This is a genomic window from Pseudomonas sp. DR48 (assembly GCF_019823085.1).
Taxonomy (GTDB): Bacteria; Pseudomonadota; Gammaproteobacteria; order Pseudomonadales; family Pseudomonadaceae; genus Aquipseudomonas.
Genome location: NZ_CP081946.1, coordinates 7,113,328 through 7,133,428 on the forward strand (window position 1 = coordinate 7,113,328; position 20,101 = coordinate 7,133,428).

General features: G+C 61.0%; 20 protein-coding genes. 11 read left to right on the top strand and 9 right to left on the bottom strand.

What is annotated here, in order from left to right; all coding sequences use genetic code 11:
• Window positions 1-20 precede the first annotated feature (20 nt).
• Entirely contained in the window at window positions 21-1,124 is a 1,104-nt protein-coding gene (locus K5K95_RS32295) for a sigma-54 interaction domain-containing protein (RefSeq protein ID WP_222587813.1), read from the top strand.
• Here the strand turns inward: K5K95_RS32295 and K5K95_RS32300 are convergent.
• On the bottom strand, window positions 1,121-1,501 hold the full coding sequence (locus K5K95_RS32300; protein ID WP_222587814.1) for an antibiotic biosynthesis monooxygenase: 381 nt from the start codon (window positions 1,499-1,501) through the stop codon (window positions 1,121-1,123). The genes K5K95_RS32295 and K5K95_RS32300 overlap by 4 nt on opposite strands.
• Before the next feature lie 95 nt (window positions 1,502-1,596).
• On the opposite strand from K5K95_RS32300, the gene soxR reads away from it, so the two are divergent.
• The 5 genes from soxR to K5K95_RS32325 all read left to right on the top strand — a co-directional run bounded on the left by soxR (window position 1,597) and on the right by K5K95_RS32325 (window position 6,183).
• Window positions 1,597-2,070: a redox-sensitive transcriptional activator SoxR gene (soxR, locus tag K5K95_RS32305; protein WP_222587815.1), complete on the top strand. Its 474-nt coding sequence runs from the start codon at window positions 1,597-1,599 to the stop codon at window positions 2,068-2,070.
• Between the two features lie 198 nt (window positions 2,071-2,268).
• Window positions 2,269-2,727, top strand: coding sequence for a VOC family protein (locus K5K95_RS32310; RefSeq protein WP_222587816.1), 459 nt, complete (start codon window positions 2,269-2,271; stop codon window positions 2,725-2,727).
• 214 nt (window positions 2,728-2,941) lie between these two features.
• A complete protein-coding gene (locus tag K5K95_RS32315; protein ID WP_222587817.1) occupies window positions 2,942-3,817 on the top strand; it encodes an alpha/beta fold hydrolase in 876 nt (291 codons plus the stop codon).
• Between the two features lie 96 nt (window positions 3,818-3,913).
• A complete protein-coding gene (dctA, locus tag K5K95_RS32320) occupies window positions 3,914-5,212 on the top strand; it encodes a C4-dicarboxylate transporter DctA (protein ID WP_222587818.1) in 1,299 nt (432 codons plus the stop codon).
• Between the two features lie 20 nt (window positions 5,213-5,232).
• Window positions 5,233-6,183, top strand: coding sequence for a LysR substrate-binding domain-containing protein (locus tag K5K95_RS32325; protein WP_222587819.1), 951 nt, complete (start codon window positions 5,233-5,235; stop codon window positions 6,181-6,183).
• A 26-nt stretch (window positions 6,184-6,209) separates the two neighbouring features.
• Here the strand turns inward: K5K95_RS32325 and leuD are convergent, their stop codons facing one another.
• The 5 genes from leuD to K5K95_RS32350 form a co-directional block, all read right to left on the bottom strand.
• Window positions 6,210-6,824 (bottom strand): 3-isopropylmalate dehydratase small subunit, encoded by a 615-nt coding sequence (gene leuD / locus K5K95_RS32330; RefSeq protein WP_222587820.1) that lies wholly within the window; start codon window positions 6,822-6,824, stop codon window positions 6,210-6,212.
• Window positions 6,821-8,242, bottom strand: coding sequence for a 3-isopropylmalate dehydratase large subunit (gene leuC / locus K5K95_RS32335; protein WP_222587821.1), 1,422 nt, complete (start codon window positions 8,240-8,242; stop codon window positions 6,821-6,823). The genes leuD and leuC overlap by 4 nt, the downstream gene beginning before the upstream one ends.
• A gap of 233 nt (window positions 8,243-8,475) precedes the next feature.
• Entirely contained in the window at window positions 8,476-8,988 is a 513-nt protein-coding gene (locus tag K5K95_RS32340; protein ID WP_222587822.1) for a GNAT family N-acetyltransferase, read from the bottom strand.
• A gap of 211 nt (window positions 8,989-9,199) precedes the next feature.
• Window positions 9,200-10,525 (bottom strand): ATP-binding protein, encoded by a 1,326-nt coding sequence (locus tag K5K95_RS32345; protein WP_222587823.1) that lies wholly within the window; start codon window positions 10,523-10,525, stop codon window positions 9,200-9,202.
• Window positions 10,522-11,202: a response regulator gene (locus K5K95_RS32350; protein ID WP_222587824.1), complete on the bottom strand. Its 681-nt coding sequence runs from the start codon at window positions 11,200-11,202 to the stop codon at window positions 10,522-10,524. Before K5K95_RS32350 ends, K5K95_RS32345 begins: the two co-directional genes overlap by 4 nt.
• A gap of 151 nt (window positions 11,203-11,353) precedes the next feature.
• On the opposite strand from K5K95_RS32350, the gene dsbD reads away from it, so the two are divergent.
• From dsbD to dsbG, 3 genes are read left to right on the top strand one after another with little or no spacing between them, the layout of a single operon-like run.
• Window positions 11,354-13,090 (top strand): protein-disulfide reductase DsbD, encoded by a 1,737-nt coding sequence (gene dsbD / locus K5K95_RS32355; RefSeq protein ID WP_222587825.1) that lies wholly within the window; start codon window positions 11,354-11,356, stop codon window positions 13,088-13,090.
• Window positions 13,090-13,956, top strand: a complete 867-nt coding sequence (locus tag K5K95_RS32360; protein ID WP_222587826.1) for a TlpA family protein disulfide reductase — start codon at window positions 13,090-13,092, stop codon at window positions 13,954-13,956. The genes dsbD and K5K95_RS32360 overlap by 1 nt, the downstream gene beginning before the upstream one ends.
• Window positions 13,932-14,702 carry a thiol:disulfide interchange protein DsbG gene (gene dsbG, locus K5K95_RS32365; RefSeq protein ID WP_222587827.1) on the top strand — a complete coding sequence of 257 codons (771 nt, stop codon included), beginning with the start codon at window positions 13,932-13,934 and terminating at the stop codon, window positions 14,700-14,702. Before K5K95_RS32360 ends, dsbG begins: the two co-directional genes overlap by 25 nt.
• A 48-nt stretch (window positions 14,703-14,750) precedes the next feature.
• On the opposite strand, the gene K5K95_RS32370 is transcribed toward dsbG, so the two are convergent.
• The 3 genes from K5K95_RS32370 to K5K95_RS32380 all read right to left on the bottom strand — a co-directional run bounded on the left by K5K95_RS32370 (window position 14,751) and on the right by K5K95_RS32380 (window position 17,239).
• Window positions 14,751-15,563: an alpha/beta fold hydrolase gene (locus K5K95_RS32370; RefSeq protein WP_222587828.1), complete on the bottom strand. Its 813-nt coding sequence runs from the start codon at window positions 15,561-15,563 to the stop codon at window positions 14,751-14,753.
• A 162-nt stretch (window positions 15,564-15,725) separates the two neighbouring features.
• Window positions 15,726-16,520 (bottom strand): substrate-binding periplasmic protein, encoded by a 795-nt coding sequence (locus K5K95_RS32375; protein WP_222587829.1) that lies wholly within the window; start codon window positions 16,518-16,520, stop codon window positions 15,726-15,728.
• 92 nt (window positions 16,521-16,612) lie between these two features.
• On the bottom strand, window positions 16,613-17,239 hold the full coding sequence (locus K5K95_RS32380) for a TetR/AcrR family transcriptional regulator (RefSeq protein WP_222587830.1): 627 nt from the start codon (window positions 17,237-17,239) through the stop codon (window positions 16,613-16,615).
• Window positions 17,240-17,416: 177 nt separating this feature from the next.
• On the opposite strand from K5K95_RS32380, the gene K5K95_RS32385 reads away from it, so the two are divergent.
• Window positions 17,417-19,219 (top strand): acyclic terpene utilization AtuA family protein, encoded by a 1,803-nt coding sequence (locus tag K5K95_RS32385; RefSeq protein WP_222587831.1) that lies wholly within the window; start codon window positions 17,417-17,419, stop codon window positions 19,217-19,219.
• A 12-nt stretch (window positions 19,220-19,231) separates the two neighbouring features.
• Entirely contained in the window at window positions 19,232-20,101 is an 870-nt protein-coding gene (locus K5K95_RS32390) for an SDR family oxidoreductase (RefSeq protein ID WP_222587832.1), read from the top strand.

Here is a 20,101-nt window from a genome sequence, read left to right on the forward strand (position 1 = left end):
CCATTGCTGGAGCCTGCCCAATGCAACTTCTGACCCTACCACCCTCGCCCGCTCTGGCCACTTCGATCCGCGCTACCGCACAGGTGTTCGAAGACCCAAAATCCCAAGCCTTGCTGGCCCACATTCAACAAGTCGCGCCGAGTGAAGCCAGCGTGCTGATCATCGGCGAAACCGGCACCGGCAAGGAGTTGGTCGCGCGACATATCCACAACCTCAGCGCCCGCCGCAACCGACCGTTCGTGGCGGTGAACTGCGGTGCGTTCTCCGAATCGCTGGTGGAAGCGGAGCTGTTCGGCCATGAGAAAGGTGCGTTCACCGGCGCGCTGAGCGCCAAGGCCGGCTGGTTCGAAGAGGCCGACGGCGGCACCTTGTTCCTCGACGAAATCGGCGATCTGCCGATGGCGATCCAGGTCAAATTGCTGCGGGTGTTGCAGGAGCGCGAAGTGGTGCGCCTGGGCTCGCGCAAAAGTATCCCCATCGATGTGCGGGTGCTGGCGGCGACCAACGTGCAGCTGGAAAAAGCCATCAACGCCGGGCATTTCCGCGAGGACCTGTACTACCGCCTCGACGTCGTCAGCCTGGAGCTGAGCCCGCTGCGCGACCGCCCCGGCGACATCCTGCCGCTGACCCGACACTTCGTCGAAGCTTACAGCCAGCGTCTCGGCTACGGCACCGTTACCATCAGCAAAGAAGCCGAACTGAAACTGCGCAGCTACAGTTGGCCAGGCAACATCCGCGAACTGGAAAACGTCATTCACCACACCCTGCTGATCTGCCGCAACGGTGTGATCGAACGCGATGACCTGCGCTTGTCGAACATGCGTATCGAGCGTCAGGACGATTACCACACCAATGTCGACGACTCACCGGAAGCCTTGCTCGACCGGGCCTTTCAAAAGCTCTTCGAGCAACAGGCTGGTGCGCTGCACGAGAAAGTCGAAGACGCCTTGTTGCGGGCCGCCTATCGCTTCAGCCATTACAACCAGGTACACACCGCCGCCCTGCTCGGCTTGAGCCGCAACGTCACGCGCACGCGCCTGATCAAGATCGGCGAGCTGGCGGTGAACAAGCGCAGGCCTACGGAAAACGTGCAGGGTGAGCGCTTGATGCAGTTGTCGATTTAGACCCCTATCCCCTGATGCACCAGAGTGCAGTGCAGTGCGTCGTCGTGGCTGCGTTCCAGGCTGTGCAACACCTGGAACGAGCCGAACGTCACGGCTTTCGCCCGGTGCGCGCGAATCAACTGCCAGAAATCCTGCTCGCCGCTTTCAAAGCTATGAAACGCGGCCTCCCCCGCCTCGCGAGATTGCCATTGCAGGTAGTTGAGCACACGCCTGCCATCCTCGCTGGCCTGGATACTGGCGTTGAGAAAACCGCTGTTGCACTGGGCCAGACGTTCAGTCTGTCTCGATAAGGCCGATACGAGCGCGGGTTGCTGATGGGGTTCGATCTCGAATTCGATCAGTTGGGTAAAGCCGCGATTTTTCTCTGGCGTCTGCATGAATAATCCCCAGTTACGTGAATGCCGGAGCTTGCGATCCGAAGGCCTGCAGGGTAAAACCTCGACTTAACTAGAGGTCAAGGGGCATTTTCTAAATGATCACCGCGCAAAACATGCACAAGGAACTCACCGTCGGCCAACTGGCCGCGCGAAGTGGCGTAGCCGTCACGGCGCTGCACTTTTATGAGTCCAAGGGACTGATCAAGAGTAATCGCAACCAGGGCAACCAGCGGCGTTACCCACGGGAAGTGTTGCGGCGGGTGGCGTTGATCAAGGTGGCCCAGCGCTTGGGGATTCCGTTGGCGGAGATTGGCGAGGCATTGCAAGCCTTGCCGGATAACCGCGCGCCCACGGCGGCGGACTGGAAGGTAATGTCGGCGCAGTGGAGCCGGGATCTGGATGAGCGAATCAATCAATTGACGTTGCTGCGGGACAAGCTCAATGGCTGCATCGGGTGCGGGTGTTTGTCGATGGAGGCGTGTCCATTGCGTAACTTCGGTGATGTGCTCGGGGAGCAAGGGCCGGGGGCGCAGCTGCTGGAATCGAAGGCTGGTCCGGGGACGAATTGAGCCCCCTCGCGAGCAAGCCCGATCCCACACGGGCTTTGTGAACACAGCCGATGACCTTTATTTTGAAGGTTTACTGATCGCTGAACAGTGGTGCTGCTCGTCGGGCACTCGGTCGCAGTAAAGGCGCTGACCTATAGTTATCCGACCGGAAATCGGCGAAGGAACACCTTCAATTCACAACAACAAGGGAGAACCGTCATGAGCGTCAAACCCATTCCAGAGGGCTATCACAGCATCACGCCTTATCTGGGCATTCAGAAAGCGGCCGAAGCCATCGAGTTCTACAAGAAAGCCTTTGGTGCCACCGAAGTCATGCGCCTGTCCATGCCGGATGGTGGCATCGGGCATGCCGAGCTGAGGATTGGCGATTGTCCGATCATGCTGGGCACGCCGTGTGATCAGGGGCCGTTGAGCAACCCGGACAAGTCGCCGTCTGTGGGCCTGCATCTGTATGTGAACGATGTGGACAAGTCCTATAAACAGGCGATTGCGGCCGGCGGCACGGTGGTGTCCGAGGTCAAGGATCAGTTTTATGGCGATCGCTCGGGGACCTTGAAAGATCCCTATGGGCATCTGTGGTTTCTGGCCACGCGCAAGGAGGATTTGACCCAGGCGCAGATTGAGCAGCGGGCCAAAGAGATGTTTCAGCAGGGCTGAGATTTTCACTGTCTGATCAGGCCTCATCGCGGGCAAGCCCGCTCCCACATGGGCAGGCGTACACAAATCATTGTGGGAGCGGGCTTGCCCGCGATGGGGCCATCAGCAACGCCACCGGAACACACTTCATGAACAAGCCCTACACGCTTTGCGCCTTGCCCTAACCGCACAACACTTCCAGGATGCAGGCAACTACAACAAGGAGTCATTCCCCATGTTCGCCGGATTCCTGAAAGACCAGCGCCACGTCAACGGCGTGGACATCGCCTACCGTATCGGCGGCACCGGGCCGGGCTTGCTGTTGCTGCACGGTCACCCGCAAACCCACGTCATCTGGCACAAGGTCGCCGAGCAACTGGCCGAGCATTTCACTGTGGTTGCCGCCGACCTGCGCGGTTACGGCGACAGCGCTAAACCACCCGCCAATGATCACCACACCAACTATTGCAAACGCGAAATGGCCAAGGATGGCGTCGAGTTGATGCAGTCCCTGGGCTTCGAGCACTTTTCGGTGCTGGCCCACGACCGTGGCGCCCGGGTGGCCCATCGCCTGGCGCTGGATCATCCCGATAGCGTGCAACGCATGGTGCTGCTGGACATCGCTCCGACCTTGTCGATGTATGAGCAAACCAACGAAGCCTTCGCCCGTGCCTATTGGCACTGGTTTTTCCTGATTCGCCCGGCGCCGCTGCCGGAAACCCTGATCGAAGCCGATCCTGAAGCCTACTTGCGCAGCGTCATGGGCAGCCGCAGCGCCGGGCTCAAACCGTTCACGCCTGAAGCATTCGCCGAATACCTGCGCTGCCTGAAACTGCCGGGCACCGCGCGCGGGATCTGCGAGGATTATCGCGCCAGCGCCAGCATCGATCTGGACCATGACCGGGCCAGCATCGCGGGCGGCCAGTCCCTGCACCTGCCATTGCTGATCCTGTGGGGCGCCGAAGGCACGGTCGGACGTTGTTTCGAGCCGCTGAAGGAATGGCAACTCGTCGCCTCCGACGTGCGCGGCAAAGCCCTGCCCGCCGGCCATTACATCGCCGAAGAAGCCCCCGAACTGCTGCTCGCCGAAGTCCTCGGCTTCCTGCGCTGATCGCCGCGTCTCACTGACCTGAGTCCATTCCCACCGCGGGCCGTCACTGGCCTGCGCGGGATCGTCACGCCCAAAAAACGTCTGGAGATAATAAAAATGACAATCAGAAAACTGCTGGGAACCCTCTATGTACAGGTGCTTATCGCCATCGCGCTGGGCATCGCTATCGGGCATTACTGGCCGCAAGTCGGCATCGACCTCAAGCCGTTGGGCGACGGTTTCATCAAGCTGATCAAGATGATCATCGGCCCGATTATCTTCTGCACCGTGGTCTCCGGGATCACCAGCATGCACGACGTGAAGCAGGTGGGTCGGGTCGGCGGCAAGGCGTTGCTGTATTTCGAAGTGGTCTCGAGCGTCGCGCTGTTGATCGGCCTGCTGGCCGCCCATGCGTTGCATCCGGGCGCCGGTTTCAACATTGATGTGAAGACCCTCGACACCTCCGCCATCGCCGGTTTTGTCGGCCAGGCGCAACACGGCGAAGGCGTGACCGGCTTCCTGTTGCACGTAATTCCGACGACGTTTTTCGAGGCGTTCTCCCAGGGCGAAATCTTGCCGGTGCTGTTCGTTTCTGTGTTGTTCGGCATTGCGCTGGTGATGGTCGGCGAAAAGGGTCGGCCCTTGGTTGGCATCATCAACCAGGCCAGCGAGGTGTTTTTCCGCATCGTCGGCATCATCAGTCGCGTGGCGCCGATTGGTGCTTTCGGCGCGATTGCCTTCACCATCGGCAAGTACGGCCTCGGCTCGTTATTGCCGCTGCTGAAACTGATCGGCACGTTCTACCTCACCGCGTTCATCTTCGTCGCCTGTGTGCTGGGCAGCATCGCCCGCTATGCCGGGTTCAACATTTTCAAACTGCTGGGATACATAAAAGCTGAGTTGTTGATCGTGCTCGGCACCAGCTCCTCGGAATCGGCGCTGCCGCAGTTAATCCAGAAACTCGAAAGCCTCGGCGCGTCGAAGGGCGTGGTCGGTATCGTGGTGCCGACCGGCTACACGTTCAACCTCGACGGTACGAATATCTATATGACCCTGGCGGTGTTGTTTCTGGCCCAGGCCACCAATATCGACCTGACGCTGGAGCAGCAATTGACCTTGCTGACGGTGGCGATGCTCACCTCAAAAGGCGCGGGCGCGGTGGTTGGCGCGGGGTTCGTGGCGTTGGCGGCGAGCCTGGCGGTGGTGCCAACGGTGCCGGTGGCGGCGATGGTCTTGATCCTCGGCGTGGACCGGTTCATGGCTGAATGCCGATCCCTGACCAACATCATCGGCAACGCGGTGGCTGCGTTGGTGGTAGCGGCGTGGGAAGGTGAACTGGACCGCAGCAAAATGGCGCCGATTGCCCTCAAGCGTGGGCGCCATGCCCGGGCCGCAGCCAAGCTATCCGCTGAATAAGAACCTCTCCCCGCGATGTTATGCTGGCGGCTCATGCCGCCAGTGCCCGTTCTGTCATGACCCTCAAGAAAGACACCGTGCCCTTACCCGAAGACTTGCGTGTTTTACTCACCGTCATTCGCAAAAGCGGTTTCGCCGCCGCTGCCGATGAACTGGGCCTGTCGCCCGCCTACGTCAGCAAGCGCATCCAGATTCTCGAAACCACCCTCGGCACGCGCCTGCTGCATCGCACCAGCCGGCGCATCGCCCTGACCGAGGACGGTGAGCGGGTTCAGCGTTGGGCGCTGCGCATTCTCGATGACTTCCAGCAACTGCACGACGAACTTTCCGACGCCCACGACAGCCCTCGCGGGCGCCTGCATTTATGCAGCACTTTCGGTTTCGGCCGTAACCATGTGGCGCCGGCCCTCTCGTTGCTGGCCGAGCGTTATCCGGAATTGGAGATTCGCCTGGACCTGTTCGATCGAGTGGTGGACATCGTCAACGAAGGCTTTGATCTGGAGATCCGTGTCGGCGACGACATTCCCGGCCAGCACATTGGCCGGCATCTGGTGAGCAACCGGCGGGTGTTGTGCGCCGCCCCCGCTTACCTGGAGCGCCATGGTACGCCACAGACGCTGGCGGATCTCGAACAGCAGCATTGCCTGGTGATCAAGGAGCGCGACAACGCGTTCGGCATCTGGAACCTGGAACGCGACGGGGTTCAGGACAGCGTGCGGGTCAGCGGGCCGCTGTCGTCCAACAATGGGGAGATTGTCTTGCAGTGGGCATTGGATGGGCGCGGGGTGTTGCTGCGCTCATTGTGGGATGTGAAACCGTTGCTGGAACAAGGGCGGCTGGTCCAGGTACTGCCTGAATACACCCAGAGCGCCAACGTCTGGGCGGTATACCCGACGCGGTTGGCGTATTCCGGGAAATTGCGCGCGTGTGTGGAGTTTCTGCAGGAGCACTTCAAGGGGTTGTCGGTTTAGCCCGCTCCCACAGTTGGATGTGTGTTTCAGTTTAGCCAGGGGTTGGCCGCCAGGTGATTACGCTCGAAGGCTTTGGTTTTCTCGCTGCGCTGCAAGGTGCTGCCGATGGCGTCGAGGCCGAGGAGCAGCGCGGTTTTGCGCAAGGTGTCGATTTCAAACGGGATGACCTGCCCCCCGTGAAGGCGAATCTCCTGAGCGTCCAGAACGACATTGATCAACGCACTGTCCGGCTCGCTGACCACTTGCCCGAGCCGCTGTAACACTGCTTCTTCGAGGGTAATCAACAACACCCCGTTACGCTGGCAGTTGTCATAGAAAATCCCGGCAAAGCTGCTGCCGATCAGCGCCCGAATCCCCATCTGTTTCAAGCCCCAGACCGCATGCTCGCGGCTCGACCCACAGCCGAAATTCGGCCCGACCACCATGAAGCTCGCGCCCTGCCATGCGGGCTTATTCAACACGAACTCGGGATTTGGCGAACCGTCCGGCAAAAACCGCAGATCAAAAAACAAACCCCGATCCAGCCCGGCGCGGTCGATGCCCTTGAGAAACTGCTTGGGCATGATCACGTCGGTGTCGATATTGGCCGCGAGCATCGGGGCCGCCTTGCCGGTGACTTGAGTGAATGGTTGCAGGCTCATGCGCGGTCTCCAAAGTGACGGATATCGGTCAAGCGTCCGGTGATGGCGGCAGCCGCAACCATGGCCGGGCTCATCAGGTGCGTGCGGGCGCCAGCCCCCTGACGGCCTTCGAAATTGCGGTTGGTGCTGGACGCGCAGCGGTCGCCGGGGGCAAGCACGTCGTCGTTCATCGCCAGGCACATCGAGCAACCGGACTGGCGCCATTCGAAACCGGCCTCGATAAAAATCGCCGCCAGCCCTTCGGCTTCGGCCTGATCGCGCACTTCGGTGGAGCCCGGCACAATCATCGCCCGTACATGGTCGGCGACGTGTTTGCCGCGAACCACGCTGGCAGCATCGCGCAGGTCTTCGATGCGCGCATTGGTGCACGAGCCGATGAAGGCATGGCTGATGACGATGTCGCTGAGCGGCATGCCGGCTTCCAGCCCCATGTACTTCAGCGCGCGGCGCATGTCCTGGCGCAGGATCAAGTCGCTGACATCTTGCGGATCAGGCACGCGGGCGCCGATGGGCGAGGCCTGGTCCGGGCTGGTGCCCCAGGTGACCATCGGCTCCAGCGCGCTTGCGTCCACTGTCACATCGCGGTCGAACTGCGCATCCGGGTCGCTGTACAAGCCCCGCCATTTCTCGACGGCGCGCTCCCACAATTCACCTTTAGGAGCGCGGGGTTTGTCCTTGAGGTAGGCGAAGACTTTTTCGTCCGGCGCCATGAAGGCACCTCGGGCGCCAGCCTCCACCGCCATGTTGCAAATGGTCATGCGCGCTTCGACGCTCAAGGCATTGATGGTCGAGCCGCAAAATTCAATGGCATAACCCGTGGCCCCGGATGCGCCGATCTGGCCGATCAGCGCCATGATCACGTCCTTGGAGGTCAACCCCGGTGCCAGCTCGCCCTCTACTGTCACGCGCATGCTTTTCAGGCGTTTGTAGACCAGGGTCTGGGACGCCAGCAGGTGCTCGATCTCGGAGGTGCCGATGCCGAAACCGAACGCGCCGAGAGCGCCATACGTGGTGGTGTGGCTGTCGCCGGCAGCGATCACCATGCCGGGCAGGATGAAACCCTGCTCAGGCGCAATCACGTGTTCGATGCCTTGGCGTTTGTTGAGGATGTCGATCAATTCGATGCCGAAATCCCGGCAGTTTTCCGCCAGGTACGACACCTGCCGCGCACCACCGGGGTCCGGCATGGCGGCGATGCGCAGCGGTGCGGTGGGGTTGACGTGATCGACCACAGCCAACGCGGTGCCGGCACGCCAGACCCCGCGCCCGGCCTCGCGCAGACCGCTGAATGCCTGGGGGCTGGTGTATTCGTTGATGACCTGGCGATCGATGTACAACAGGACGTGGCCCTGGTCATCGAGGCGACACACCGTATGGGAATCGATGTGTTTGTCGTAAAGGGTTCTTGCTGAAGTCATGTAGAGGCTCGCTCGGGCTCGCGGGGTTCAGGCGTCTGCGCTCCATCTTAGGCAGTCGGACCTGCCCATCAATGGCCGGACAGTGATCCCGTGAACCATGTTTCGTGTTGGATCGAGGAATATCCCAACCTGAACTGAACACTGGTTCTTTATGGGAGCGGGCTTGCCCGCGATTGCGGTGGGCCAGCCAACATCCATATCGAATGAAAGCCCTCTCCCACAGGTCATGCTGTTCACTCAAGAATATTTTGGGGTGGGGTATCTAAACGGGGCACCAACGTCTTGTGCATGGGGATGGCATGAAGACCTGCCACGGCGAAGGTGTCGGCGCAGGGCCGGTAACCCAAATGGCGGTAAAAGGCCTCGCTGGTGCGGGTGCTGTTGAGTCGAGCCTGATGTGCGCCCCGCTCGATCAGCCAGCCTTCAAGGTCGTGCACCAGCGCCGCTCCGGCACCGCGACGAAACCATTCAGGCTGCACGTAGCAGAACGCAACCTTGCCGTTGATTGCCGCCATGGCGACACCCACCGGTTTGTCCTGCAACAGGGCGATGTTCAGGTAATACCGTTGATCGGTCAGCCATGGCTGTATGTGTTCGGTGTTTTTGTTGCGGGTCCAGGCGGCAACGGTTCGCGGGTCGTTACGGTGGTCGAGCGCGCAGCCGACGCGAATGGAACGCTCGACGATCCGGCTGATAATGCCGGCGTCGGCGGGGGTGGCCTGACAGATATGCAGGGGTGCATCCATGGCGCTGTACCTCAATCCATTGAGAAAAAGCTGCCGGGGACGATAGCGCCGTTCGAGCCCAGCGACTAATGGAGAGACGTTACTTTTGATGTGCAACATAGCCCCCTGTGGGAGCGAGCTTGCTCGCGATGGCGGTATGTCAGTCACATCAATTTGGATGTGACGCCGCTATCGCGAGCAAGCTCGCTCCCACTGGGGATTGGGGTGTTGGCTAGAGGGTTTGCAACGGCATGGTCAGTTCGACACGCAACCCGTCCGGCCGGCTGTCGAAATGCAATGTGCAGCCACAGCGCTGGACGATCGCCTGGACAATGGCCAGGCCCAGGCCGCAGCCGGTGCTCTGGCCGTTGCGCCAGAAGCGTTGGGTCAGGTGTTGCAGGTCGTCTTCGGCAATGCCAGGGCCGTGATCGCGGACCAGAAAGCGTGCCCGATTGCCGGTGGTTTCCAGGGTCAGCTCAACCGGCCCATCACCCGGGGTATGGCGCAGGGCGTTGTCCAGCAGGTTGCGCAATGCCGCAATCGACAACACGGCCGGCATCTGCACCGGTGCAGCGGAGAACTTCGCAGGCGTTTGGAATTTTATCCGCTGACGATCACCACTGGCCGCATCCTGAATCGCCAGTTTCGCCACTTGCTCGGCGCTGCATTGCACACCGTCATCGAACGACAGACTGCCTTCGACGCGCGCCAGCAACAGCAACTGTTCCAAGGTGCGATGCATGCGGTCAGCGCCCTCTTCGGCCCGAGCCAGAGATTGATCCCGCGCGGCGCCGTCGGTCATGCGCGCCACTTGCAGATGGGTCTTGATTGCGGTCAGCGGGCTGCGCAGTTCATGCGCCGCGTCACCCGTCAGGCGTCGCTCGCGTTCGATCGTCTTGCCGATGCGCTGGAACAGTTGATTCTGGGTGTCCAAAAGCGGTTGCAGCTCACTGGGCAACGGCTGGATTTGCAACGGCTCAAGGGAGTCGGCGCTGCGCCGCATCAGCGCATCACGCATCCGGTTGAGCGGCGCCAGCCCTTGGCCGATGCCGAGCCAGAGCAGGCACAGGCAACCGAGCAACGCGACGCCCACTGGCACCGACGCGGCCAGTAGGATCGACATGTTCAAGGCTTCACGCTCGATCTGCCGATCGGCGGTGGTGATGCGCAGATCACCGCGCGCCAGGGTGAAACTGCGCCATGGCGCACCATCGATCATCTGGTCGTGGAAGCCCAGTTTCTCGGCTTCCAGCGTTTGTTGCGGCTCGCTGTGACTGCGGGCGAGGATTTCGCCACGCAAGGAACTGACCTGACAGGCCATGCCGCCGGGGATGTTCAATTGTTCGGCGCTGAAATGCGTACCCTCGCCCTTGGTCGATAACGGCGGCAATTGCTCCATCAGGCCGGCGACCATACGCGCCGACGCCACCAGCCGCTGGTCGAGGGAAAACATCATCTGATTGCGCAAGTCGCTGAGCATCCAGGCCGCCGCCAGGGCCCAGATCAACGCAAAGGCGGCGCCGAGCGTCAGGCTCAGGCTCAAACGCAGGCTCATCACTTCGACTCTTCTCCGCCATCGGCCGGCCCCAGGCGATAGCCCAGGCCGCGCACCGTCTCGACAATGCCATTGCCGAGTTTGCGCCGCAGGTGATGGATATGCACGTTGAGGGCGTTGCTCTCCAGCTCGTCGTTAAAACCGTAGACGCTGTCCTTGAGTTGTTCGGTGGACAGCACCCGCCCGCGGTTATGCAGCAAGGCCTGCAACAGCGACTGCTCGCGACGTGACAGGTCCACCGGCTGACCGCCCAGCATGGTTTCCCGGCTGCTCGGGTCGTAGGTCAAACGGCCGTGTTCGATCAGGTTGACGCTGCGTCCCGCCACTCGCCGCAACAGCGTGTGCAGGCGCGCGGCCAGTTCGCGCAGGTCAAATGGCTTGAGCAGGTAATCATCGGCCCCGGCTTGCAGGCCATCGACACGGTCGGTGACCGAGTCCCGCGCGGTCAGGATCAGCACCGGAATCTCCAGGCCATGCAGTCGCAACTGCTGCAACAGCTTCAGGCCGTCTTCATCGGGCAGGCCGAGGTCGAGCACCATCACGTCGAACTCGGCGACCTTGAGCATGGCCCTGGCAGCCGAGGCAGTGGCGACATGCTCCACGGTCAGACCTTGGGCGGTGAGCCCCGCGACAATGCCGCTGGCAATTAGCTCATCGTCTTCGCAGACAAGTACATGCATGGTGAGCCCCGTAGAAAAAAGCTGATTAAGCCGTTGGCCGATTAAGCCGACATTATGCCCCGAACCACAGCCACAAGGCCGTTGCGGTTAATCATCGGTTAATCGCCGCTGCCCATTGTGCACCTCACTTGCACAGGGATAAGGCTTACCCATGCGTCGACTGTTTTTACTTTTTGTTCTCTTGATCTCGGGTGTGGCCCAGGCAGGGACCAATCCGTTCGAAACCAAACCTGAATTTTTGCCGGTGGAAAAGGCGTTTGTCTTTACCACCGAGCGCCTCGAATCAGGTGAAACACAGCTTTATTGGCAAATTACGGACGGCTATTACCTTTATCAGAAACGCCTGAAGTTTGATGGATTGCCCACTGAGCACCATCCGGTTTTACCGGAAGGCGAGTCCCACAGTGACGAGTTCTTTGGTGAACAAGAGGTTTATCGCCAGGGCCTTGAACTGAAGATTCCAGCAGGCGTGACCGGGCTGATCAAGGTCGGCTTCCAGGGCTGCGCCGATGCTGGCTTATGTTATCCACCGCAAACCCAGGTTGTGAATCTGGGCGCAACATCGACCATTGCTGCGACCGGCGAGGCGCCGGATCAAGCCCTGGCCAGTGACCTGCAACAACGTGCGCTGGGCTGGAGCTTGCTGGTGTTCTTTGGCTTGGGGCTGCTGCTGGCGTTTACCCCTTGCTCGTTGCCGATGCTGCCGATCCTGGCTGGCTTGATCGTCGGCAGTGGCGCGGCGCCCAAACGCGGGTTTGCCCTGGCGGGCAGCTACGTCGTCAGCATGGCGCTGGTGTATGCCGCGATGGGCGTGTTGGCCGCGATGCTCGGTGCGAACCTTCAGGCGCTGTTGCAGAACCCGTGGCTGCTGGGCAGCTTCGCGGCGGTGTTTGTGCTGTTGGCATTGCCGATGTTCGGCTTCTTCGAGTTGCAACTGCCGGTGGCCGTGCGTGATCGACTGGAAAACGTCTCGCGCAATCAGCGTGGCGGTAGCCTGATCGGTGCCGGCGTGCTGGGGGCCTTGTCCGGTTTGCTGGTCGGCCCGTGCATGACCGCGCCATTGGCCGGCGCCCTGCTCTATATCGCGCAAAGCGGCAACGCGTTGCATGGCGGGCTGATTCTGTTTGCCATGGGCATCGGCATCGGTGTGCCGCTGCTGTTGCTGGTGACGGTGGGCAATCGCTTCCTGCCCAAACCCGGCGCCTGGATGAACCTGCTCAAAGGCGTGTTCGGTTTCCTGTTCCTGGCGACGGCTCTGCTGATGTTGCGCCCGGTGCTGGATGAGTCGTTGTGGATCGGCCTGTGCGGTGCGTTGCTGCTGATCGCCGCGTTCAGTGCCTGGAAACAGTCACAAGGGTTTGGCCGCATCGCCCATCTGTTCGGCGCAAGCTCACTGTTGCTCGGGATCTGGGGCAGTCTGCTGCTAATCGGTGCCGCCGGAGGCAGTGGTGATCTGCTCAAACCGTTGCAGATCTACAGCGCCACAGCTTCCGGCAATACCACCCGCCCAGGCGGTCATGAGGCGTTCACCACAATAAACAGTCCACAAGCGCTGCAACAGGAACTGGACGCCGCCAAGGCCCAGGGCCAATGGGTGCTGCTGGACTACTACGCTGACTGGTGCGTGTCGTGCAAGGTCATGGAAAAAACGGTCTTCGGCAAGGCCAACGTGATGCAAGCCTTGAGCGATGTGCGCTTGCTACGGCTGGACGTGACGGCCGACAATGCCGCCAGCCGCGAACTGCTCGGCCGTTATAAAGTGCCGGGGCCACCGAGTTTCGTGTGGATCGGCGCCGACGGTGAAGAGCGCCGCAGCCAGCGCATCACCGGTGAGGTGGATGCCGACACATTCCTGCAACGCTGGACCACCACCCGAGACGCTCGTTAATGCTGACTTTTACCCTCGGCACTTTTGCCATCGCGCTTAACCATTTGCTGCTGATCAGTGCGCTGGCGCTGGCGACTTTTGTCGGCTGGCGAGTGGCCAAGCGCGGCGGCGAAAATCCGGAGTCGGCGCTGTTCAGCCTGTTTTTACTCGGCCTGCTGGCAGCCAGGTTCTGTTTCGTGGTCGCCTATTGGGCCCAATATCGCAACAATCCGTGGCAGATCATCGATCTGCGTGACGGTGGTTTCCTTGCCTGGCCCGGGGTCCTGGTGCTGTTGCTCGCGGCGTTGTATCGCGGCTGGCGACGTCCGGGTCTGCGCCGTCCGCTTGGCTTTGGCGTGGCCAGCGGCCTGGCGTTCTGGCTGTTGGCGACCTTCTCGCTGAGCATTTACGAACAAGGCACCCGCCTGCCGGAAATCACCCTGCGCAATGCCGCTGGTGAAACCGTGCAACTGGCGGACTATAAGGGCGGCCCGTTGGTCATCAACCTGTGGGCCACTTGGTGTCCGCCCTGCCGTCGGGAAATGCCGGTGCTGGAAAATGCCCAGCAACAGCGGCCGGACCTGACCTTCCTGTTCGTCAATCAAGCCGAAAGCATGCAAAGCGTCAGCACGTTCCTGGAGACCCAAGGCCTGAGCCTGGCCAACGTGCTGTTCGATGGCAGCGGTCGATTGGGCCAGGCCGTGGGCTCCATGGCATTGCCGACAACGCTGTTCTATAGCCCGGACGGTCGACTGCTGGGCAGCCATTTGGGCGAACTCTCGCAGGCCAGCCTGGCCCGCGCCCTGGAAAACTTCGACTCCCCTCTTCCTGCCGCCTCGGCCACCCCTTCAAGGAAACTGCCATGCCCCGCCTCCGCCACTTGCTGACACTGACCCTCGGTGCTGCGCTTCTGCATCTGCCGTCGGTGCAGGCCGCCGAAGAATTGCCTGACGCGATCAAGAAAATCGAAGCCAAGGGCGCCAAAATCGTCGGTCAGTTCGATGCGCCCGATGGCCTGCGTGGTTACGCGGCGCAATACCAGAACCGTGGCATGGCGCTGTACCTGACCCCGGATGGCAAACACGTGCTGCTGGGAAGTTTGTACGACGCCGAGGGCAATGACCTGAGCAACGCCCCGTTGCAGAAGCTGGTCTACGCGCCAATGGCCAAGGAAGTCTGGGGGAAAATGGAAGCCAGCAACTGGATCGGTGACGGCGCCAAGGATGCACCGCGTGTCGTCTACCTGTTCAGCGATCCGAACTGCCCTTACTGCAACATGTTCTGGGAACAGGCACGGCCGTGGGTCAAGGCCGGCAAGGTGCAACTGCGCCATATCATGGTCGGAATCATTCGCGAAGACAGCCCGGGCAAGTCCGCCGCGTTGCTCGCCGCCAAGGACCCGAGCAAGGCACTGGAAGAGCACGAGAAGTCTGGCAAGGGCAGTTCGCTCAAAGCCCTGAAAGATGTACCGCCAGCGATTCAGGCCAAGCTCGCAGCCAACATGCAGTTGATGGAAGACCTGGAGCTACAGGCCACTCCGGCGATTTTCTATATGGATGACAAAGGCGAGCTGCAACAACAGCAAGGTGCGCCGTCGCCGGACAAACTGGCGAAGATTCTCGGGCCGAAGTGAATTCACTGGCCCATCGTGGGCAAGTCTGCGATGGGCCAGCAAGCTCGACTAATTTCTTTCAGACAGAAACTTCAGCAGCGCCTCAGTCACAAACTGCGGATTCTCCAGATTGGAGATATGCCCCGCCTCCGGCACCAGCTCATAAGGGCAACCGATCAACTCGGCCATTTCCTTCGTTTCACTCGGTGGCCGCGGTTTGTCCTGATCACCACACATCACCAGCGTGTTCGCGGCATTCAGCTCGCCCAGACGCGGCAACAGATCATCGCGTCCAAACGTTATCCGCCCCATCGGCACGATGCTTCTACGTAGCCGCTCCGGCGGTAACGCCGCCAGCTTCGCGCGAAACTCCTGATACAGCGCCGACTGTGGATCGATCCCCGGACGGAAGAAAATCGGCACCACGATATCCAGCAGTTGCGGGGCAATTACGCCGGTGTCTTCGATCTGTTTGAACAGCGAGAAGTAGTATTGGCGAGTCGGTTCCGGTTCGACACCGACATAGGTGTCCATCAGCACCAGGCCGTTGACTCGCTGTGGCGCCGAGAGCGCCAGACGCACGCCCCACATGCCACCGACCGACAGGCCGATCAGGGTGACACGCTCAAGGTTCAGATGATCGAGCAAGGCCAGGGCCTGACGGGCAATGTCATCCAGTGACTTCGTGCCTTCGGGAAGAGGACCGGATTCACCGTGGCCCCACAGGTCCAGGGCAATCACCCGATAGTGCTGCGACAAGGCAGCAATCTGCGGCGCCCACATGGCCTGGTCCCACAGGTAACTGCCGGCCAGCAGAACGGCCGGACCGTTGCCTTGATCGATGTAGTGAAGGGCTTGTCCGTCAACCGTGGCGAAAGGCATTGACTGTCTCCTCTTGAAAACTGGAGCGGGAAGACTGTGCCGCCAGCGATCCGCAGTCAACCTTGTGGTGCTTGCGCCGCCCCCATCGCGAACAGGCTCGCTCCCACATGAATCCTGCGAACACAGATCCGTGGCGGCAGCCGGGCGACCTGTGACGCGGCTTCAGCTTCCTGGAACCGGCACCACAGCGATTTTGTACGGATCGAAAATCTTCAGCATCTCGCCATTGTCCCGCAACCGTTGCAGCAATTTGCCGAACGCTTCGCCACTGATGGGGGCGGCCGGGCGGAGGATGGCGTAATGGTGATACACCTGATCGATACGCTGGGACACCAGCAACTGATCGGCGACCTTCTCGTTACGCAGCAGGTAATCGCTCAGGTAAGAGCGCGTCACCAAGGCAATGTCCGCTCGCCCGCGCAGCACCATCAGCAGGTTGCTGTCGTGGGAATAGGTCAGCGTGGCGTTGTAGTTTTGCGCGAGAAATTTCGGTTCGGCGTTGAAGTTGGCGAACTCGTAGTGATAACCGCTGAACAGCGCCAGACGTTTGCCGGTGAGATCGGCAAAATAGTTTTGCTGGCGATCGGGCTCGCGTTGCGCGACAAAAATTTCGGCGTCTTCAAGCCCCATATCGACACTGACGTGGGGAATGTCCTTCCAGCCCCAATCCGGGTTCTCGAAAATCGCCATGTCGACCCGGCCTTGCTTGAAATCACCGAATCGCCGGGGAATCGACGTGGGCACCAGGACGAACTGATAGTCGCTCTGCAACCGATTCAAGGCTTCCGCCAATTGCGGGAGCAGGCCCGTGTCGGCACCGGATTCGGGGCGCACGGTATAGGGCGGAAAATGTGCGGCACCGATCCGCACCAATTGCGCAGCCTGGGACGGCAATACGCATAACGCTGCAAGCGATGCCAGCAAAAGCCGCGAGGCCATCCTGATTGGCGAAGACATCAAAACAACCCACTCCCCAAAAATACGCATCAATGCATTCAAGCTAGGCGGTTTCGGCCACTTAGCCAGTTTCCTGCGACCTTAGAACAAGCTTAATGTTTTTCTTCGAGTACAAGAATCAATGCTTCATCGGCCAATTGATCGAGGCTCATGCTGCCATCGGCACGAAACCAGGTGGTGGTCCAGGACAATGCACCGGTCAGGAAGCGACGCGTAATGAACACATCACCACGGATGAAACCGGCGTCCTTGGCTTCACCCAGCACCTGCAGCCAAAGCGCTTCATAGATGTCACGCAAGGCCAGCACTTGCGCTTGCCCTTCTTCAGAGAGCGAACGCCATTCATACACCAACACCGCCATCGCCTCGCCACTGCCGCCCATGATCGACTGCAATTCGCAGCGAATCAGCGCCAAAACGCGCTCGCGCACGTTGCTCGCCTCGGCCAGGGCTGCGCGCATCAACGCCGTGTTGTAGCGGATGGTCTCCTCCATCACCGCCCGGAGGATTTCGTCCTTGCTTTTGAAGTGATGAAAAATGCTGCCCGACTGAATGCCCACGGCGCCGGCCAGATCGCGCACGGTGGTGCGTTCAAAACCTTTGTTGCGAAACAGGTGAGCCGCCACTTGCAGCAATTTGCCACGGGCGCTGTCCGGGTCGGTCAATTGGCCGCTGTCGACCAATTCGCGCATGACCCTCAGGGCTTTTTGCTCGTCCACCCGTTCTCTCCTACAGTCGATCAATCAGATGCGCCGCTCGCCGCGAAAACAGCGGGATGCGCGGGCAATTTAAGCTGGCAACGGCTACCAAGCAAGCGCTCGGGGAGAAGATATTTCAGCCGTTTACAAACCAAGCGCTTGCTTGGTAGTCTCGATACACTTCTGTCGGAGGAGGTTATGGAATTGACTGCGCCTAAAACGATCCGTATCGGCTGCGCCAGCGCGTTCTGGGGCGACACCTCGACCGCTGCCGCGCAACTGGTGGAAGGTGGGCGCCTGGACTACCTGGTCTTTGATTATCTGGCCGAAATAACCCTGTCGATCATGGCCGGCGCACGGATGAAAGACCCGCAGGCAGGCTATGCGGGGGACTTCATCGAAGTCCTCAGCCCGCTGTTGGGGCAACTCGCCGAACAACGGATCCGGGTCATCAGTAACGCCGGCGGGATCAACCCGCAAGCCTGCGCCGCCGCCCTGCAAGCCGCATGCGACAAAGCCGGCGTGGCGTTGAAAATCGCCGTGCTGCTGGGCGATGACCTGCAACCGCAGTTCAAACAGCTGAGCAGCCTTGGCGTCCAGGAGATGTTCAGCGGCGCGCCCCTGCCACCGATGTGCGTCTCGACCAACGCCTACCTCGGCGCACCGGGCATCGTCGAAGCCCTGCGATCAGGCGCCGACATCGTCATCACTGGACGCGTGGTCGACAGCGCGGTGGTCAGCGCCGCGCTGGTGCATGAATTCGGCTGGTCCTGGCGCGACTACGACAAGTTGGCCCAGGCCGCCCTGGCCGGGCACATCATCGAATGCGGCGCCCAATGCACCGGCGGCAATTTCACCGACTGGCGTGACGTGCCCGACTACGAACACATCGGTTTCCCCATCGTCGAGGTCAGTGCCGACAGCCAATTTATCGTCAGCAAACCAGAAGGCTCGGGCGGACTGGTCACGCCGCTGACCGTCGGCGAGCAGATGCTGTATGAAATCGGCAACCCGCAGGCCTATCTTTTGCCGGACGTGGTCTGCGATTTCACTGAAGTGAAACTGGTGCAACAAGGCGTAAACGCGGTTCAGGTGCACGGCGCAAAAGGCCTGCCGCCCACCGATCAGTACAAGGTCAGCGCCACGTACCCGGACGGGTTCCGCTGCACCGCCAGTTGCCTGATCGCAGGGATCGACGCGGTCGACAAGGCCCGTCGAGTCAGCGAGGCGATCATCAACAAGACCTCGGAAATCTTCAGCCAACGCGGCTGGGCACCCTACAGCGAAGTGAACATCGAACTGCTCGGCAGCGAGGCCACCTACGGCCCGCACGGCCAGCGCCAGGACAGTCGCGAAGTGGTGATCAAACTCGCCGTGCGCCATCCGAGCAAACAAGCCTTGATTGTGTTCTCCAGGGAAATAGCCCAGGCCGCGACGGGCATGGCGCCGGGGTTGACCGGAATTGTCGGAGGCCGCCCGACGGTGTATCCGCTGATCCGGCTGTTCTCGTTCCTCATCGACAAAACCGCCTGCACGATGGAGATTGATCTCAAGGGGCAACGCCACCCGTGCGCCCTGCCCGCCGTCGATGTACTCGACCCGGCTGACTTGCCCGTACCGTTCGATCCGCCACAACCCACTGGCCGCGCCGATGCCAGCGTGGCGCTGATCAAACTCGCCGTGGCCCGCTCGGGTGACAAAGGCAATCACAGCAACATCGGCGTCATGGCCCGCGAGCCCGAGTATCTGCCGTGGATCGCCGAAGCCCTGACGCCCGAAGTGATGGTCGACTGGATGAGCCACGTCCTCGACCCGATTCACGGACGTGTCGAACGCTGGTATTTGCCCGGCACCCACAGCTTCAATTTTCTTCTGGAGAACGCGCTCGGCGGCGGTGGCGTGGCCAGCCTGCGCATCGATCCGCAAGGCAAGGCGTTCGCCCAGCAGCTGTTGGAGATCCAGATTCCGGTGCCCCAGAGCATCGCCGACCAGGTCAACTAGAGGACTGTCGCCATGGTTTACGATTCGATTTTCAGAGCCGATCTGTTTGCCGGCCAAACCATCATCGTCACCGGCGGCGGCAGTGGCATCGGCCGTTGCACCGCCCACGAACTGGCGGCCCTCGGCGCACATGTGTTGTTGATCGGGCGCAAGGCAGACAAGTTGAAAAGCGTCGCTGCCGAGATAGCCGAAGATGGCGGCACGGCGGACTGGGCCACCTGCGACATTCGCGAGGAAGACGCGGTCACGCACCTGGTCAGCGAGTTGATTCGCAAGCACGGGCCGATTCATGGATTGGTCAACAATGCCGGCGGGCAATACCCCTCGCCGCTGGCTTCGATCAATCAGAAGGGCTTCGAAACCGTGATGCGCACCAACCTGGTGGGCGGTTTCCTGATGGCCCGGGAAGTGTTCAATCAATCCATGAGCAAGCACGGCGGCGCCATCGTCAACATGCTCGCCGACATGTGGGGCGGCATGCCCGGCATGGGCCATTCGGGCGCAGCGCGTTCGGGCATGGACAACCTGACCAAGACTGCCGCATTCGAATGGGGTTACGCCGGGGTGCGGGTCAACGCCGTGGCGCCTGGCTGGATCGCCTCCAGCGGCATGGACACTTACGAAGGCGCGTTCAAAGCAGTAATTCCGACCCTGCGCGAACACGTGCCGCTCAAACGCATCGGCACGGAATCGGAAGTCAGCGCGGCGATTGTTTTCCTGCTGAGCCCGGCCGCCGCGTTCATCAGCGGCAGCACCTTGCGAATCGACGGCGCGGCGAGCCTGGGCGGCCGGGCGTGGCCGATTCACAAGGCCACCAACAGTGTGTCGTACAACGGTTTCCACCGCGCCTACTTACCCGAAGTGCTTAAGGACAAGGAATAA